Consider the following 15,148-nt stretch of genomic DNA (forward strand, 5'->3'; position numbering starts at 1 on the left):
GGCTGGCGGCGCTTGCGCGGGTCTCGCGCATCGGCGAGCCGATAAATACCTTCCATCTCGCCTATCTGATCGGGCCGCGCATCAATGCCGGCGGGCGCATCGGCGATGCCGCGCTCGGCAGCAGGCTGCTTGCCACCGAGGATCCCGTTGAAGCCGCAAGCATTGCCGAGACGCTCGACCGGCTGAACCAGGAACGGCAGCAGATGGAACTGGAGATGCTGGCGCAGGCGCGCGCCGAGGCCGACGCGGAGCTTGCCGGCGGCACCGGCCCTGGCATCGTCGTGACCGCAAGCAACAGCTGGCATCCCGGCATCGTCGGGCTGCTGGCCTCGCGGCTCAAGGACCATGCGCGCCGTCCCGCTTTCGCAATCGCCTTCAATGCCAATGGGATCGGCACCGGCTCGGGGCGCTCGGTCTCCGGTTTCGATCTCGGCCGGCTGGTGCGCGAGGCGGCGCAGGCCGGCCTGATCGCCAAGGGCGGCGGTCACGGCATGGCGGCAGGCATCACCGTGGAACGTGCCAAGCTCGGCGCGCTTCGGGCTTTCTTCGAGGAGCGCGCGGCGGCGGATGTGTTCCGGCTGCAGAGCGAGGAAAGCCTGGCGATCGACGGCGCCTTAGCCGCGGAGGGCGCGACGCTGGCGCTGCTCGATGCGCTGGAGAAAGCCGGCCCGTTCGGCGCCGGACACATCGCGCCGGTGTTTGTGCTGCCGCGCCACAGACTCATCGATGCGCGGCCGATCGGCACCAACCACATCCGCGCCGACCTGCAGTCGCAAAGCGGCGGCAACCTCCAGGCGATCGCGTTCCGCGCCGTCGACACCGCGCTCGGCGAATTCCTGTTCAAGAACAGGGGCAAGACCGTGCATATAGCCGGTTCGCTGTCGGGCAATTACTGGAACGGCAACCGCTCAGTGCAATTCCGCATCACAGATGCCGCGATTGCTTGACTGACGCTTCGGATCAGGCGAGCACCGTCTGCAGCCGCCGCAATTCGCTGATTTGGGACATGGTCGCCTGATAGCCGATGCGGATCGCCTCGTCTGCGCGGTGGAACTCGGTCAGTCCGATATGGCTGAGCTTCGGCTGCAGCGACATGTCGGGCGGATCGCCGGCGAGCCTGGCGCGCGAGATCCGGTCCTGGATGATGTTGAAGGCCTCGACCATGACGCCGGTGATGCCGAGGCGGGTCTGGTGCGGCGGGTGCTGGGGATTGACCTGACCGGGACGCGGCGCGTCGTTCTCGATGACGAGTTCACCCGCGCTGTGCTTGATCACCGCGGCACGCCCGAACAGATCGTAGTGGAGGTTGACGGCCACGACCAGCGGCTGCTCGTAGGCGCGACAGACCGAGACCGGCACCGGATTGACCAGCGCGCCGTCGACCAGCACGCGCCCGTTGCAGTTCACGGGCTCGAAGACGCCGGGCAGCGCGTAGGACGCGCGCATGGCGGTGATGAGCGAACCTTTCGACAGCCAGATTTCGTGGCCGGTGCGGATTTCGGAAGCGACGGCGACGAAGGGCTTCGACAGTTCCTCAAAACGGATACCGTCGACATGTTCGCGCAGCCGCGCATCGAGCTTCATGCCGCCGAACAGGCCGCTGCCGCGCAGATTGAGATCGAGCAGTCCGAAGAGGCGCCGCTTGGTCAGGCTTCTGGCGAACTCTTCCAGTTCGTCCAATTTGCCGGCGAGATAGCAGCCGCCGACCAGCGCGCCGATCGAGGTGCCCGCTATCATCGAAACTTCGATGCCGGCTTCGTCCAGTGCGCGCAGCACGCCGATATGGGCCCAGCCACGAGCACAGCCGCCGCCGAGCGCTAGCGAGATGCCCATCTTCTTCGCCGATTTCGGATCGAGCACGCCGCCGGACGATGCAAGGCCGTTGGCCTCCTGAACGTCAGGTCTGCTGCGCAATGACGCCCATTCGAGCATCATGATCTCCCTTGTCCCGTGTCCCTTCTATCACAAGGATGTTTGAGAATAGTGAATATGAGTGGTTTGTGAATATCGAATGGTTCACGCCGGCTTCCGATACGTTTCTTGCGCATCGAACAGCGGCTTGCTGCCATCGTCGGCAAGCACCGCCTTGCCGTCGCTGAGCCCCACCGTCCGATAAAAGCAGGAACGCCTACCGGTGTGACAAGTTGCGTCCTGGCCCAATACTTTGACGCTCAACCAAATCGCGTCCTGGTCACAATCCGTGCGCATCTCGAGGACGCGCTGGACGTTGCCCGAGGTCTCGCCCTTTTTCCACAGCGCGTTGCGGGAACGCGACCAATAGTGGGCGATGCCGGTTTCGAGCGTCAGCGCCAGCGCCTCGGCATTCATATGCGCGACCATCAAAAGCATGCCGTCGCCGGCGTCGGTGACGACGACGGTCACGAGGCCGGCAGCATCGAAGCGCGGAGAAAGGACGGTGCCTTCCTCCAGCGCCTTCTTGTCTGCCGGGGCTTTGGGAAATTGCAGTGCCGACATTGCCGGTTCGTCTTTTTGTTGGACCATGATCTTATCTGAAAACCGGGTCCCGCTTTTCGGGACCATGGTCTGAAGGCCGGCAGCAGCCGGCGATCAGGCACGCACCATGGTGACGAAGCGCACCTGTTCCTCGGGCGTGTCCTTGAAGACGCCGGTGAAGGTAGAGGTGAGCGTGGTCGAGTCCTGCTTGCGGATGCCGCGCATGGCCATGCACATATGCTCGGCCTCGATCATGACGGCGACGCCGCGCGGGTTGAGCACGTCCTGGATCACGCCTGCGATCTGCGCCGTCATCGCTTCCTGCGTCTGCAGGCGATGGGCGAAGATGTCGACGACGCGCGCGATCTTGGACAGACCCACGACCTTGCCGTCCGGCAGGTAGCCGACATGCGCCTTGCCGATGATCGGCACCATGTGGTGCTCGCAATGGGAGTGGAACTTGATGTCCCTGACGATGACGAGATCGTCATAGCCGGCCACTTCCTCGAAAGTGCGGCCAAGCTCCTCGGCCGGGCACATGTCATAGCCGTTGAACATCTCGCGAAAAGCCTTGGTGACGCGCTTCGGCGTGTCGACAAGGCCCTCGCGATCAGGGTTGTCGCCGGTCCAGCGCAAAAGCGTGCGCACGGCGGCCTGGACCTCGGCCTCGCTTGGGCGATCGGTGACAGGCTTCTCCATATAGGAGGAAGGGGGCATGAGTTTCTTGATGACGGCATCCATAAAGGCGTCTCCCGTAGTCCCACTCAGAGGTGGGACGAGTTGAACGGACCACGACCTTTCGGGTGAAACTCGCCCGGTTTCCAGCCCGTAAGCGGCGTGAACAGATGAGCAATGACAATGGTTTGAGTTTGCCTTGTCGATGCCCGGCTGCCATCATTATATATGGTCGTGCACAGCGAAAGGAAGACGCAACAGCGGCAAAGCCTGTTCGCTTGGCGGCGACGGATTGGAAAAAAATGATCGACGACATCTACAATGCGAAAATCCTGAGCTTCGCCGGAAACATCGCCAAGATCGGCCGGCTCGACCACCCCGATGCGACCGCCAGAGCGCACTCCAAACTGTGCGGCTCGACCGTCACCGTCGACCTCAAAATGGATGGCGACGTGGTGACCGATTTCGCTCATGACGTGAAGGCCTGCGCGCTTGGTCAGGCATCCTCCTCGATTATGGCCCGGCATGTCATCGGCGCGAACGCCGGTGAGCTGCGCGCGGTGCGCGAGACCATGCTGAAGATGCTCAAGGAAAACGGCGCGCCGCCGGAGGGCCGGTTCGCCGATCTGAAATATCTGGAGCCGGTGCGCGACTACAAGGCACGTCACGCCTCGACCATGCTGACCTTCGACGCGGTGGTCGACGCGATCGTCCAGATCGAGAAGAAGCGCGCCGGCCAGGCTGCTTGAGGGCGATCTCCTGGGCTGCTTGCCTGTTATGGCGAACTCGCTTGATATCCCGGCGCCATGTCGAGTGGACCGACCGGCGTCCCGTCCGGCCTTCCCGGCGATGACCGATAAAAGGTCGTTGCGTTCCCGGCTCGAAGCCCACATCTAACGCACAAGGAAGCTGGCTGCGGAGAAGTGCGGATGGGAGACCATTCAGGACATATCCATGGTGTCCGGCCGGTCCGGCATGGGCGAAACTGGCAGGGACCCTGGCGCAAGACGCCGGGCCGCGTCCTCGGCACGTCGCTCGTGCGCCTCTACCAGTTGACGCTTTCCGGCTTCGTCGGCAATAGCTGCCGGCATCTGCCGACCTGTTCCGAATACGCGCATGAGGCAATCGCCCGCCATGGATTGTGGACCGGGGGCTGGCTGGCGCTGTTCCGGGTCTCGCGTTGCGGGCCGTTCGGGACGCATGGCATCGACCGCGTGCCGGAGACGCTTGCGCCGCGCTATGTCTGGTTCATGCCGTGGCGCTATTGGCAAATCGGCAGGAAGCGCGATGACGCAGATGGCTGACTGCGGCTGCGTTTCGCAGCCCGTGTTTACGATTCGGTAGGGTTAACGTCAGCCTGCACAAACACTGCCAATTTGAGACAAAATCGAGACAAGACGCCTCGCTAAGCCGCTCCGCGTAATCCCTTTTCCGGAGTGAGCTTCGATGCGCCAGATGGACCGCTATCCGTTCTTCATTGCCATCATTCTGTTCCTGCTGGCCTGGATGCTCGGCCTGCCGATGCGGGCGCAATCGACGCCGCTCAAAGACATCCACTGCACTTTGATCGAGGACTCGGCGAGCGGCTCGACGCTTTGCCAGGATGGCTTCCGTGACGAGCGCGTCAGCCCGGCTTCGATCTTGCCGAAGGGGCTCGCGACGCGGGCGGCTTCCTGAACGATCTTCCCGGGCTCATCAAATAGAACGGCTTGCGGCTTTACGGCGGCGGAAACTCCTCATAAAAGACTGCCGCCCGCCAGCGTCCAAGTGATTGGCGCCTCCGGCCAACCCTGCATGCTCCAGCACACTTCCTGCGACATGCATTCACCACCCGCGCTCGTTTGCGGGACTGGATAGGACAACTCTGATGCTGAATTCCGTGTCCCTGACATTTCCCGATGGTTCCGTCCGCGAGTACGACGCGGCCGTGACCGGCGCCGCCCTTGCCGAATCGATCTCCAAATCGCTGGCGAAAAAGGCTGTTGCCTATAGCCTCGACGGCACCGTCCGCGATCTTTCCGATCCGCTCGGCAGGTCCGGCAAGGTCGAGATCATCACCCGCGAGGATCCGCGCGCGCTGGAACTCATCCGCCACGACGCGGCGCACGTGCTGGCCGAGGCCGTGCAGGAGCTTTGGCCGGGAACGCAGGTGACCATTGGGCCGGTGATCGAGAACGGGTTCTATTACGACTTCGCGCGCAACGAGCCGTTCACCCCGGACGATTTCCCGGTGATCGAGAAGAAGATGCGCGAGATCATCGCCCGCAACAGGCCGTTCACCAAGGAAGTGTGGTCGCGCGAGAAGGCGAAGAAGGTCTTTGCCGACAAGGGCGAGCGCTACAAGGTCGAGCTGATCGACGCTATCCCCGAGGATCAGGATATCAAGATCTACGCGCAGGGCGACTGGTTCGATCTCTGCCGCGGTCCGCACATGGCTTCGACCGGGCAGATCGGCAACGCATTCAAGTTGATGAAGGTGGCGGGCGCCTATTGGCGCGGCGATTCCAACAACCCGATGCTGACGCGCATCTACGGTACCGCCTTTGCCGACCAGGCGCAGCTCGAGGCATACCAGATGCTGCTGGAGGAAGCCGAGAAGCGCGATCATCGCAAGCTCGGCCGCGAGATGGATTTGTTCCATTTTCAGGAGGAGGGGCCGGGCGTCGTCTTCTGGCACGCCAAGGGCTGGAAGATGTTCCAGAACCTGGTCAACTACATGCGCCGCCGCCTCGACGAGCACGGCTACCAGGAAGTCAACGCGCCGCAGGTGCTGGACAAGAGCCTGTGGGAGACGTCCGGCCACTGGGGCTGGTATCGCGACGCGATGTTCAAGGTGACGGTTGCCGGTGACGACACCGACGACGACCGCGTCTTCGCGCTGAAGCCGATGAACTGCCCCGGCCATGTGCAGATCTTCAAGCATGGGTTGAAGTCTTACCGTGAACTGCCCGTAAAGCTTGCGGAGTTCGGCAATGTGCACCGCTACGAACCGTCGGGCGCGCTGCATGGGCTGATGCGTGTGCGCGGCTTCACCCAGGACGATGCGCATATCTTCTGCACCGAGGAGCAGCTCGCCGCGGAATGCCTGCGCATCAACGATCTGATCTTGTCGACCTATGCCGATTTCGGCTTCGACGAGGTCGCGGTGAAGCTGTCGACGCGGCCCGACAAGCGCGTCGGCACCGACGAGGCCTGGGACCATGCCGAGGCGATCATGAGCAATGTGCTGGAGACGATCCGCACGCGCTCCGGCAATCGCATCAAGACCTCGGTCAATCCGGGCGAGGGCGCCTTCTACGGGCCGAAGTTCGAATATGTGCTGAAGGACGCCATCGGCCGCGAATGGCAGTGCGGCACCACGCAGGTCGACTTCAACCTGCCGGAACGCTTCGGCGCCTTCTATATCGGCTCGGATTCGGAGAAGAAGCAGCCGGTCATGGTGCATCGCGCGGTGTGCGGCTCGATGGAACGCTTCCTCGGCATCCTGATCGAGAACTATTCCGGCCATTTCCCGCTGTGGTTCGCGCCGCTGCAGGTGGTGGTGGCGACGATCACCTCAGACGCGGATGAGTATGCAATGAAGGTGGTCGAGCGGCTGAAGGCTGCGGGGCTGCTCGCCGAAACCGATCTGCGCAACGAGAAGATCAACTACAAGGTGCGCGAGCACAGCCTGGCCAAGGTTCCGGTCATTCTCGTTTGCGGCAAGCGGGAGGCGGAAGAGGAAACCGTCAATGTCCGCCGTCTCGGCTCCCGCGACCAGGAATCGCTGAAGCTCGGCGACGCCGTGAAATTGCTGGCGGACGAGGCCGTCTCTCCGGACCGCAAGCGCCGCGCGGCCTAAAATCGTTAATCTCCAATCGCTTCTCGAATGGCGGTGGCACATAGTCCACCGCCATCTTCACACGCCTGTCACGCCAACCTTGTAACCGAGCCGCCATGCTCAAGCTGAAACCGCGGGAAAGGCCGTTTCCCGAGCTCTCCTACGCCAACCGGCATCAGCCGGCGCTGACTCGGTGGTTCATCCATTCCGTCGAAGGCCTGTCGGGCCGCGACCGCTTTGCCGTGCTCTACGACTTGTGGCGGCGCCAGGTCGCTCCAACGGGCGACCGTGTGTTCAGCCGCATGCTGGACTTGATCGACGTCAGGGTGCACCACGCCGGCCGTTGGCCGCCGGCAAATGTGCCGGCTAGTCCGCTGGTGATCGTCGCCAACCATCCCTTCGGCATCGGCGACGGCATTGCAGTGCTGTCGCTCGCCGAGCAGCTCGGCCGTCCGTTCCGGGTCATGATCCACAAGGACCTGCTCAGGATCCGCGAGATGGAAGCCTATTCGCTGCCGATCGATTTTTCCGAGACCAAGGAAGCGCTGAAGAACAACATGGCCGTGCGCCACGAGGCGGTGCGGCTGTTGAAGGAAGGCGTCACCATCGTCGTTTTTCCGGCCGGCGGCGTCGCCACGGCGCCGAAGGGGTTCGGCCGGGCGATCGACCTGCCGTGGAAGATGTTTCCGGCCAAGCTCATCCAGGAGGCCAAGGCCTCGGTCATCCCTTTGCATTTCTCCGGCCAGAACGGCCGTCTGTTCCATCTCGTCAGTGGGCCGATGAACATGGCCGAGCGCGACAACCGCGTGGCGAAATTCGTCGGCAAGGCGTCGCTGACGCTGCGCACCTCCCTGCTCATCCGCGAATTCGCCCGGCTGTCGGGCAAGGCGATCGAGGTGCGCATCGGCGATGTGCTGAAGTGGAGCGAGCTCGAACCGTTGCGCGACCGCAAGGCGCTGCTCGACCAGCTCTACCAAGCGGTTTTCGATCTCGCTCCGGCGGCTGCGCGGCGCGGACGCGTACCGTTTCTAAGCAAGCGGATGCGCAAAGCCGCCTGAGCAGCTTAGTCCGCGCCCTCCTCGGGATCGATTGCGGACGATTCGTTGGCCACGACCTCGATTTCCTGGTTCTGGCCGGCCACGACGGTGAAATCCTTCTGGTAGATGCGGTCGCGGTTCTTGGCGATGATGGTGTATTGTCCTTCGGCCAGCACCATCGAGGCGAAGGCGCCGACGGCTTCCTTGATCGGATCGCCGGATTCATTGAGCAGCGACCAGGAGGTGTCGGCAATGGCTTCGCCGCCGGGCTCGCGCACCAGCTTCATCGTCATCTCAGCCGCGCGGTGCTCGACGGTGGCCTCGGTCAGCTTGCCGGCCTCGACGCGGATATCGGAGCGGATCACGGCGTTGACTGCGCCATAGGTGGAGACGACATGGTAGGTGCCTGCATTCAGCCGCACCACCGTGTTCGGCTCGACATCGGGGGCGATCAGCGCGCGGTCGCCATTGGCCTCGGCCTGGCCCTCATAGATCGCGAAGCGGAGCTTCTTTGGCGCGATGTGCGCGCCGCCGGACGTCACCGCGTCGAGTTTCAAGCCGCCGGCATCGAGAACGAGGCTTTCGCGCTTTGCGTCCTTGCCGACGGTGATGCGCTTGGTGGCGCCGGCCCGTCCGTAAGAGGCGTGGACCAGGTAGCTGCCGGGGTCGAGCTGGAACACCGCCGTGCCGCCATGCGCGGACGCCACCATCGGCAGCTTGCCGTCGCTGGCCGGTTCCGGCTTGAAGACGCGCCAGACGATGCCGCGGGTGATGTCGGCGCCCCTGTCGGTCAGTTGCGCAGAAAGGGTGATCGCTCCGCCGCTGCCGAGCGCCAGCGACCGCTCGCTCTTCGGCGTCGCATAGCTCGAAATGCCCGGCAACTTGATATTGCCGACATCGTTGGCGTTCTGGGCCAGCGCGAACGAAACCGGCACCGCAAGCAACGCGGCGATGAGCCCGATCACGAAAAGGCGCAGAGTCCCCTCAAACATGCCTTGCGTTGAAGCCCAAAGCGGTGGCAATTTCAAGGCTCAAGAGCCTGCCGCCCTCCGCCAGGGCTCTTTATCCGCCGTATAATTGCGCCATTGCCCGAGCCGCCCGACCTCCCGATGGCGCGCTTCAGCTCAAAATTGAATGCTAGGAGACTTGCGCCCATGGCGTCGCCGATCATCGACTTCCTGCTGACCCGCAATTCAGCGCCGATTCCCGACCTCAAGGAGCCGGCGCCGAGCGATGCGGAAATCGCCACGATGATCGCCGCGGCGTCGCGGGTGCCAGACCATGGCCGCCTCGAGCCCTGGCGGTTTATCGTCTACCGCGGCGACGCGCGGGTCGAGATCGGCAAGAAGCTCGCGGCGCTTGCCGAGCAGCGCGAAGGACCGTTGCCGGAGGGGCGCCGCAACCAGGAACTGGCGCGCTTCTCGCGCGCCCCGCTGGTGATCGGCGTCGTCTCCGTGCCGCGGGAGAACCCAAAGATCCCGCAATGGGAGATGTTCCTGTCGGGCGGAATGGCGGCTATGAATCTGATGATCGCGGCCAATGCGCTGGGCTATGGCACCAACATGATCAGCAACTGGTATTCCGACGTTGCGGAGGGCAGGGCGATTCTCGGGCTGTCGCCGCAGGAGCGCGTCATCGGCTTCGTCCATATCGGCTCGTACCAGGGACCGGCGCCGGAGCGGCCCCGACCCGATCCGGCGAAGCTCTATGCCGATTACGCCGGGCCGTGGGCCGGCTGACATGTTCTACGAGCCATCCAAGGGGCACGGCCTGCCGCACGATCCGTCGAAGGCGATCGTTGCACCCCGCCCGATCGGATGGATCTCGACATTGAACAAGGCCGGTGAGATCAACCTGGCGCCCTATTCCTTCTTCAATGCCGTTTCGACGCGTCCTTTCATCGTCTGGTTCTCATCCGAAGGCGCGAAGGACAGCGCCACCTTCGCTGAAGAAACCGGCGAATTCGTCGCCAATCTCGTCAGCCGCGAGCTTGCCGAGAAAATGAACCGCACGGCCGTCGATGCACCGCGCGGCATCAGCGAGTTCGCCTATGCCGATCTCGCCATGGCGCCGTCGCGCCTCGTCGCGCCGCCGCGCGTGGCGGAAGCGCCCGCCGCCCTCGAATGCAAGGTGACCGAGATATTTCGGCCGCGGGGACTGGACGGCGCCGAGACCAGCGCCATCGTCGTCGCCGGCGAGGTCGTCGGGGTCCACATCGACGATGCTTATCTCAGGGACGGCCTGTTCGACATCGTCAGAGCCGGCAATGTCGCCCGGCTTGGCTATATGGACTATGCCAGCGTCAACGAGATTTTCTCGATGCGGCGGCCGCGCTGGAGCAAGGATTAACCGGGAGGGGTACACGGCTCACGTCCGCTACAAACTGATCCCCATGGTCTGGTGATTGGCGGTTCAGGCTGAAAGTCCCGCCGCTCTCGCGCGTGCCAGCAGCCGCTCCGCAAGCCGCAGGTGCGGCCGGTCATACATCTTGCCGTCGATGCCGACGACGCCCGGATTTCCCGCCGCCGCGAAGGCGTCGACGATCACCCGCGATCGTTCGACCGCTTCCGGCGACGGCGTGAAGGCGGTGTTGATGACCGGCACCTGCGCTGGATGGATCGCCATCTTGCCGGTAAAGCCGTCGCGCTCGGCCTCTCTGCATTCGGCTTCGAAACCGGCCATGTCGCGGAAATCCGGAAAGACGGTATCGATCGCGGCGATTTCCGCCGCGCCGGCCGCCAGGATGGTCATCGCGCGCGCCAGGCGGAAGACGTCGGTGTAGCGGCCGCTCTCGTCGCGCGCCGAACGCGCGCCGATTGCGGCCGACAGATCTTCCGCGCCCCAGGTAAGTCCGGCAAGCCGGCTGCTTGCTCCGGCGTAGCTCGCGGCAGCCAGCAGGCCGGATGCGGTTTCGGTGATGATCGGTAGGATCTTTATGCCGCCATCCGGCAAGCCGCTTTCGGCCTCGTGCACCCGAAGCTTGGCCGCGAGCTGCTGGACATCCTGTCCGCTGTTCGACTTCGGCAGCATGATGCCGTCGGGTTTCACCGGGACGAGCGCCGCAAGATCATCGTCGGTCAGGCCGGTCGACAGATCGTTGACGCGTACGTAGATGTCGGAGCTGGTCTGCTGTCGGTGGCCGGCGATGAGGTTCGCCGCGACTTTGCGGGCGCCCGCCTTGTTGCCGGCGGCGACCGAATCCTCAAGGTCGACGATGACCACGTCGGCGCCGGCGCCAAAGCCCTTTTCCAGCTTGCGCTCGGAATCGCCCGGCACGAAGAGCAGCGAGCGCATCAGGACGCCTTCTTCATCATCATCGCCTGCCTCGTGCATTTGGCGACAAGAACATCGTTCTGATTATAGGCGCGGTGCTCGAATTCGACGATGCCGCGATCGGGCCTCGACCTGGACTCGCGCACCGAAACGACCGTCGTCTCGACGCGAATGGTGTCGCCGTGGAAAACCGGGTGCGGGAAGACGGTCTCCTTCATGCCGAGATTGGCGACAGTGGTGCCGACGGTGATATCGTTCACCGAGATGCCGATCATCAGGCCGAGCGTGAACAGCGAATTGACCAAGGGCTTGCCCCATTCGCTCTTCGCGGCGAAGTCGAAGTCGATGTGGAGCGGCTGCGGGTTCAGCGTCATCACCGAGAACAGCATGTTGTCGCTTTCGGTGACGGTCTTGCGCAGCGTGTGCCGGAAGACGCGGCCGACGACGAACTCCTCCAGATAAAGCCCGGCCATGGTCGATCTCCTCCGCTATTCCTGTTTGATAGGCGTTGGTTGCAAAGCCATCAAGCCGGTTAAGAAACATGGTGAACCGTTCGTAAACCATTTCCAGCTTACCCTTCCCAACGGGGCCGAAACGTTTCGGCAAGGGCGTAGCTGATCGGCATGGTTGTTTCGCATTTTCTAAAGTGGATCGATAAGGCAAGGGTTTCCGAGCGCGCCGCCGCCGCGAGCGCGCTGGCCCGCGCCTACATCAATTCCGACCTGCCGTTCGAGGATCGCTGCGCCGCCGAGGCGGCGCTCACGCTGCTGCTCGACGACGTTTCCGCCAAGGTCCGGCAGGCGCTCGCCGAAGCGCTGTCGATGAGCCATCACGCCCCGCCGCAGGTGATCGCAGCACTCGCTTCCGACCAGCCGGAAGTGGCGGCGCTGGTGCTGGCGCGTTCGCCTTTGCTTACCGATGCCGATCTCATCGACCGCGTCGCCTGCGGCCAGAAGGCCACCCAAAAGCTGATAGCCAACCGTCCCGTCGTCTCGATGTCGCTGGCGGCAGCCATCGCCGAGATCGGCGAGCCGGAAGCCTGCGCCACGCTGATCGCCAACAGCGGCGCCGATATTGCATCGCTGAGCTTCCGCCGCATGGCCGAACGGCACGGCCACCTGCCGCTGGTGCGTGAGGCGCTGATCGCCGACGCGCGGCTTCCCGCGGACTGCCGGCACATGCTTCTGGTCAAGCTCGGCGAGACGCTGAAGGGATCGCCGCTGGTACTGGCACTGATGGGAGCGGCACGAGCGGACCGCGTGATGCGCGACGCCTGCGTGAAGGCTTCGGTGACGCTGATCGAGGGCACCCGCGCCGAGGAGCACGCCGCGCTGATCGAGCATCTCAGACTGCGCGGCGATCTCACCGCGAGCTTTATCATCCGCACCGTCGCGCATGGCAAGGTCGACTTCTTCGGCTCGGCCCTGGTGGCGCTTGCCCAACAATCCGAGCAGCGGGTGAGGGCGTTGCTGGCCGGCGGGCACGACGTGGCGCTGCAGGCGCTGTTCCGCAGCGCAGGCCTCGCCGCCGCCACGCACGGCATCATCCTGCGCGCGCTGAAGATCTGGCGCGAGGTCGCCAACGGCAAGCGTGTCGCCGGCGTGCAGGAGGTGAGTTGGCTGATGCTGAAGGAACTCGGCGGGCAATCGGCCGAGGGCGATCTCGCTGGACTGGTGAAGTCGATCCATCTCGACGCGCTGCGCGAGAACGCGCGCGGGCATGCGCTGGCAATTGCCGCCGCCTAGCGCACGTCGGTGCCAGGTGTGGCCGGCCTGGCGGCTTCCTGCTCGATGCTCACGTATCCCGGCCCGGCCCGTCTAAGGGTGCCCCTTCGCGAAAAAATCCGGATAATCCTGCATCGCGGCAGCGATGATGCGCAGTGAGGCCGCGACCTGAAGCATTTCCGGCCGGTCGCTGCGCCCGGCGATGCTCGCCGCATATTCCCGCGCCACGGCGACGGTCGAGGTCTGCGGGTCGCCATGCCTCCTGAACAGCAATTCCCGCGCGAGGCCGCGCAGGAAGTTGCCGATCGACTCCACCGTCTCGCGTGGCACGGCGGAGTTCAGTTGCGCCTGGCGCAGCCGGAGCACTTCGAGGCCGACGGTCACGGCGGCAATGCTGCCGCCAAGAATGGGCTCGCCTTTCCTCCCGGTCTGCTGCAGTTGCGGCATCAGCTGGTTGATCCGGTCATAGGCCAGGCTTTCGAAGGCCGAACGCCTGGGGACGCGCTCATGCAGGCAAAGGCGCGCCAGGTCCTCGCGCATCGCCTGCGAGATGCGCTCAACGGTGGCCCAGGGATTGGCCGGCAGAACGACGATGAAGACGCCGATGGCGATCAGGATGCCGACCAGGATCGATGCCGATCCGGCGAAGAACGGGCCGGGATCATAGGTCATCATCTGGTGCGGGCTGAGGAAAGCCAAGAAATTGATGGCGAAGGCGGTGGCCACGCCGACATGCCGCGGATTGGCCATGCCGAGCGCTGCCGGCACCAGGATCGGCACGACAAAGAGGGTGAACCAGCCGAAGCCGGGCAGCGCCGGCATTGCGATCTGGCCGACGAGGAAAGCGAAAGGCAAAGCGAGGAGCGTTCCGGTAAAGAAGCCCCAGGCCGACTGAACCGGATCGGGACGTGCCGCGAACAGGCTGGAGACGACGGCGACGAGAATGACGGTGCCCGCCGCCTCCGACCATTTGGTGGTCAGCCAGAAGGCGGCCACCAGAAGCGTGGCGAGCGCGGCGCGCACCGCATTGCGCCAGGCCGCATGATAGTCGCGGTGCACGACCAGGGCCGGCTGCTGCCGCTCACGAGACGTTCGGGAAACCGGCGAGCGAAGCGCATCCAAGCCGCGCATCACCTGCTTCAGCGCCTCCGCGAAATCGGCGGCAATGGTGAGGCGGGTGATGGTGCCGACCTTGTCTTCACCGGGATCGGTGGCCACCGGCGCCGTTTCTCTTGCCCTGATCGCGATTGCCTCGAGCCGGGCCACCCATGGGCCGGTGTCGTCCAACGCGTCGCGCGTCGTAGCGAGTTCCCCGACGATTGCCTTCAACTCGCTGCGAACAGGGATGAGCGTCGCGTTCTTCGGCGCGGCATGGGTATGCAGCGCGCGGGCCGCCGAGAGCGCCCACAGCAGCTGTCCGATCGTGCGCCGGACCGGATGGGCGCGGGTCGCGAAGCTCGGCGCTTCGAGGCGCGCATAGGTGCGCATTTCGGCAAGTGTCTGGGCATCGGTGATCAGCTTGCGCTGGAGAGCGGCAAGACCGGCCGGATCGCCGTCGGAAAAGGCGCCTGAGGCGTAGTCGGCGAGATCGAGAATGCTGCGTTTCAGCCTGGAGATGATGGCGTCCGCCGCGAGCTTCGGCAGGATCAGCCGGCTGGTGACGCCGGCGCAGACGATGCCGAGCACAATTTCGGCGCAGCGCGCGACAGCGAGATCGACGACGAGATGCGCCTGCCCGAATGCCGGCAGGCTGATGATCATCGCTGTATAGCCGGCAAGGGCGGCGCCATAGGCTTCCGGATTGCGCAGCAGCGAGGAAACGAGGGTGCTGACGCCGATCCATAGTGCCAGCACCGTCACCAAGAGCCAGGGATTGGTGCCGAATAGCGATGTGATGCCGATCGCCGCCAGGCCGCCGGCCAGCGTACCGAGCAGGCGGTAGAAGCCTTTCGCCAGCACCATGCCGGCGACCGGCTGCGCGACGATGAACACGGTCATCATCGCCCACTGCGGATGATCGAGCTTCAAGGCGTAAGCGGCAAGCAGCGCGATCAGCCCGGCAGAAACCGTGCGCAGGGCGAAGATCCAGTCCGAGCGCGTCGGCTGGGTCAGCTCACTTAACGGTGTCCCGGCTAGATCCTTCAGCCGCGTCCAGGTCACATGCA

General features: G+C 64.3%; 15 protein-coding genes and 1 pseudogene. 9 read left to right on the forward strand and 7 right to left on the reverse strand.

Annotation, left to right across the window (positions count from 1 at the left end; translation table 11 throughout):
- The coding region (locus EOA32_RS10450; protein ID WP_245499237.1) for a DHHA1 domain-containing protein at positions 1–947 on the forward strand (947 nt) is incomplete at its 5' end.
- A gap of 13 nt (positions 948–960) precedes the next feature.
- Here EOA32_RS10450 and EOA32_RS10455 read toward each other — a convergent pair.
- The 3 genes from EOA32_RS10455 to folE all read right to left on the reverse strand — a co-directional run bounded on the left by EOA32_RS10455 (position 961) and on the right by folE (position 3,195).
- Positions 961–1,932 carry a patatin family protein gene (locus EOA32_RS10455; protein ID WP_067000906.1) on the reverse strand — a complete coding sequence of 324 codons (972 nt, stop codon included), beginning with the start codon at positions 1,930–1,932 and terminating at the stop codon, positions 961–963.
- Positions 1,933–2,016: 84 nt separating this feature from the next.
- The gene (gene hisI / locus EOA32_RS10460) at positions 2,017–2,475 is read right to left on the reverse strand and encodes a phosphoribosyl-AMP cyclohydrolase (RefSeq protein ID WP_067000908.1); all 459 of its coding nucleotides are present in this window, start codon (positions 2,473–2,475) and stop codon (positions 2,017–2,019) included.
- 93 nt (positions 2,476–2,568) lie between these two features.
- Positions 2,569–3,195, reverse strand: a complete 627-nt coding sequence (gene folE / locus EOA32_RS10465; RefSeq protein ID WP_067000141.1) for a GTP cyclohydrolase I FolE — start codon at positions 3,193–3,195, stop codon at positions 2,569–2,571.
- A gap of 236 nt (positions 3,196–3,431) precedes the next feature.
- Here folE and EOA32_RS10470 point away from each other — a divergent pair, with 236 nt between their 5' ends.
- The 5 genes and pseudogenes from EOA32_RS10470 (at position 3,432) to EOA32_RS10490 (ending at position 8,007) form a co-directional block, all read left to right on the forward strand.
- Positions 3,432–3,878, forward strand: a complete 447-nt coding sequence (locus EOA32_RS10470; protein ID WP_128371715.1) for an iron-sulfur cluster assembly scaffold protein — start codon at positions 3,432–3,434, stop codon at positions 3,876–3,878.
- Between the two features lie 180 nt (positions 3,879–4,058).
- Positions 4,059–4,433, forward strand: a complete 375-nt coding sequence (yidD, locus tag EOA32_RS10475) for a membrane protein insertion efficiency factor YidD (protein ID WP_095780707.1) — start codon at positions 4,059–4,061, stop codon at positions 4,431–4,433.
- Between the two features lie 142 nt (positions 4,434–4,575).
- A pseudogene (locus EOA32_RS10480) lies at positions 4,576–4,767 on the forward strand (class D beta-lactamase); the annotation flags it as partial.
- Between the two features lie 229 nt (positions 4,768–4,996).
- Positions 4,997–6,970 (forward strand): threonine--tRNA ligase, encoded by a 1,974-nt coding sequence (gene thrS, locus EOA32_RS10485; RefSeq protein WP_095829889.1) that lies wholly within the window; start codon positions 4,997–4,999, stop codon positions 6,968–6,970.
- 95 nt (positions 6,971–7,065) lie between these two features.
- Positions 7,066–8,007: a lysophospholipid acyltransferase family protein gene (locus EOA32_RS10490; RefSeq protein ID WP_128371708.1), complete on the forward strand. Its 942-nt coding sequence runs from the start codon at positions 7,066–7,068 to the stop codon at positions 8,005–8,007.
- A 5-nt stretch (positions 8,008–8,012) separates the two neighbouring features.
- Here the strand turns inward: EOA32_RS10490 and EOA32_RS10495 are convergent, their stop codons facing one another.
- Positions 8,013–8,978 (reverse strand): hypothetical protein, encoded by a 966-nt coding sequence (locus EOA32_RS10495; protein WP_128371709.1) that lies wholly within the window; start codon positions 8,976–8,978, stop codon positions 8,013–8,015.
- 162 nt (positions 8,979–9,140) lie between these two features.
- On the opposite strand from EOA32_RS10495, the gene EOA32_RS10500 reads away from it, so the two are divergent.
- Entirely contained in the window at positions 9,141–9,725 is a 585-nt protein-coding gene (locus tag EOA32_RS10500; protein WP_067000159.1) for a nitroreductase, read from the forward strand.
- A 1-nt stretch (position 9,726) separates the two neighbouring features.
- A complete protein-coding gene (locus EOA32_RS10505; protein WP_095779231.1) occupies positions 9,727–10,335 on the forward strand; it encodes a flavin reductase family protein in 609 nt (202 codons plus the stop codon).
- 63 nt (positions 10,336–10,398) lie between these two features.
- On the opposite strand, the gene EOA32_RS10510 is transcribed toward EOA32_RS10505, so the two are convergent.
- Both EOA32_RS10510 and EOA32_RS10515 read right to left on the reverse strand, forming a co-directional pair.
- A complete protein-coding gene (locus EOA32_RS10510; RefSeq protein ID WP_095779300.1) occupies positions 10,399–11,280 on the reverse strand; it encodes a CoA ester lyase in 882 nt (293 codons plus the stop codon).
- On the reverse strand, positions 11,280–11,732 hold the full coding sequence (locus tag EOA32_RS10515) for a MaoC family dehydratase (RefSeq protein WP_095779232.1): 453 nt from the start codon (positions 11,730–11,732) through the stop codon (positions 11,280–11,282). Before EOA32_RS10515 ends, EOA32_RS10510 begins: the two co-directional genes overlap by 1 nt.
- Positions 11,733–11,882: 150 nt before the next feature.
- Between EOA32_RS10515 and EOA32_RS10520 the strand changes: the two genes are divergently transcribed.
- A complete protein-coding gene (locus EOA32_RS10520) occupies positions 11,883–13,004 on the forward strand; it encodes a DUF2336 domain-containing protein (RefSeq protein ID WP_067328054.1) in 1,122 nt (373 codons plus the stop codon).
- 72 nt (positions 13,005–13,076) lie between these two features.
- Here EOA32_RS10520 and EOA32_RS10525 read toward each other — a convergent pair whose 3' ends face one another.
- On the reverse strand, positions 13,077–15,143 hold the full coding sequence (locus EOA32_RS10525; protein WP_128371710.1) for an FUSC family protein: 2,067 nt from the start codon (positions 15,141–15,143) through the stop codon (positions 13,077–13,079).
- Positions 15,144–15,148: the final 5 nt, after the last annotated feature.

This window comes from Mesorhizobium sp. M1A.F.Ca.ET.072.01.1.1 (genome assembly GCF_004023325.1).
Classification (GTDB): domain Bacteria; phylum Pseudomonadota; class Alphaproteobacteria; order Rhizobiales; family Rhizobiaceae; genus Mesorhizobium.

What these genes read in the sequence shown, in the direction of transcription:
- yidD (WP_095780707.1), top strand. Translation starts at nt 4,059, where the DNA reads ATGGGAGACCATTCAGGACATATCCATGGTGTCCGGCCGGTCCGGCAT.
- EOA32_RS10505 (WP_095779231.1), top strand. Translation starts at nt 9,727, where the DNA reads ATGTTCTACGAGCCATCCAAGGGGCACGGCCTGCCGCACGATCCGTCG.
- EOA32_RS10470 (WP_128371715.1), top strand. Translation starts at nt 3,432, where the DNA reads ATGATCGACGACATCTACAATGCGAAAATCCTGAGCTTCGCCGGAAAC.
- EOA32_RS10490 (WP_128371708.1), top strand. Translation starts at nt 7,066, where the DNA reads ATGCTCAAGCTGAAACCGCGGGAAAGGCCGTTTCCCGAGCTCTCCTAC.
- folE (WP_067000141.1), bottom strand. Translation starts at nt 3,195, where the DNA reads ATGGATGCCGTCATCAAGAAACTCATGCCCCCTTCCTCCTATATGGAG.
- hisI (WP_067000908.1), bottom strand. Translation starts at nt 2,475, where the DNA reads ATGTCGGCACTGCAATTTCCCAAAGCCCCGGCAGACAAGAAGGCGCTG.
- EOA32_RS10520 (WP_067328054.1), top strand. Translation starts at nt 11,883, where the DNA reads ATGGTTGTTTCGCATTTTCTAAAGTGGATCGATAAGGCAAGGGTTTCC.
- EOA32_RS10455 (WP_067000906.1), bottom strand. Translation starts at nt 1,932, where the DNA reads ATGCTCGAATGGGCGTCATTGCGCAGCAGACCTGACGTTCAGGAGGCC.
- EOA32_RS10495 (WP_128371709.1), bottom strand. Translation starts at nt 8,978, where the DNA reads ATGTTTGAGGGGACTCTGCGCCTTTTCGTGATCGGGCTCATCGCCGCG.
- EOA32_RS10510 (WP_095779300.1), bottom strand. Translation starts at nt 11,280, where the DNA reads ATGCGCTCGCTGCTCTTCGTGCCGGGCGATTCCGAGCGCAAGCTGGAA.
- thrS (WP_095829889.1), top strand. Translation starts at nt 4,997, where the DNA reads ATGCTGAATTCCGTGTCCCTGACATTTCCCGATGGTTCCGTCCGCGAG.
- EOA32_RS10500 (WP_067000159.1), top strand. Translation starts at nt 9,141, where the DNA reads ATGGCGTCGCCGATCATCGACTTCCTGCTGACCCGCAATTCAGCGCCG.
- EOA32_RS10515 (WP_095779232.1), bottom strand. Translation starts at nt 11,732, where the DNA reads ATGGCCGGGCTTTATCTGGAGGAGTTCGTCGTCGGCCGCGTCTTCCGG.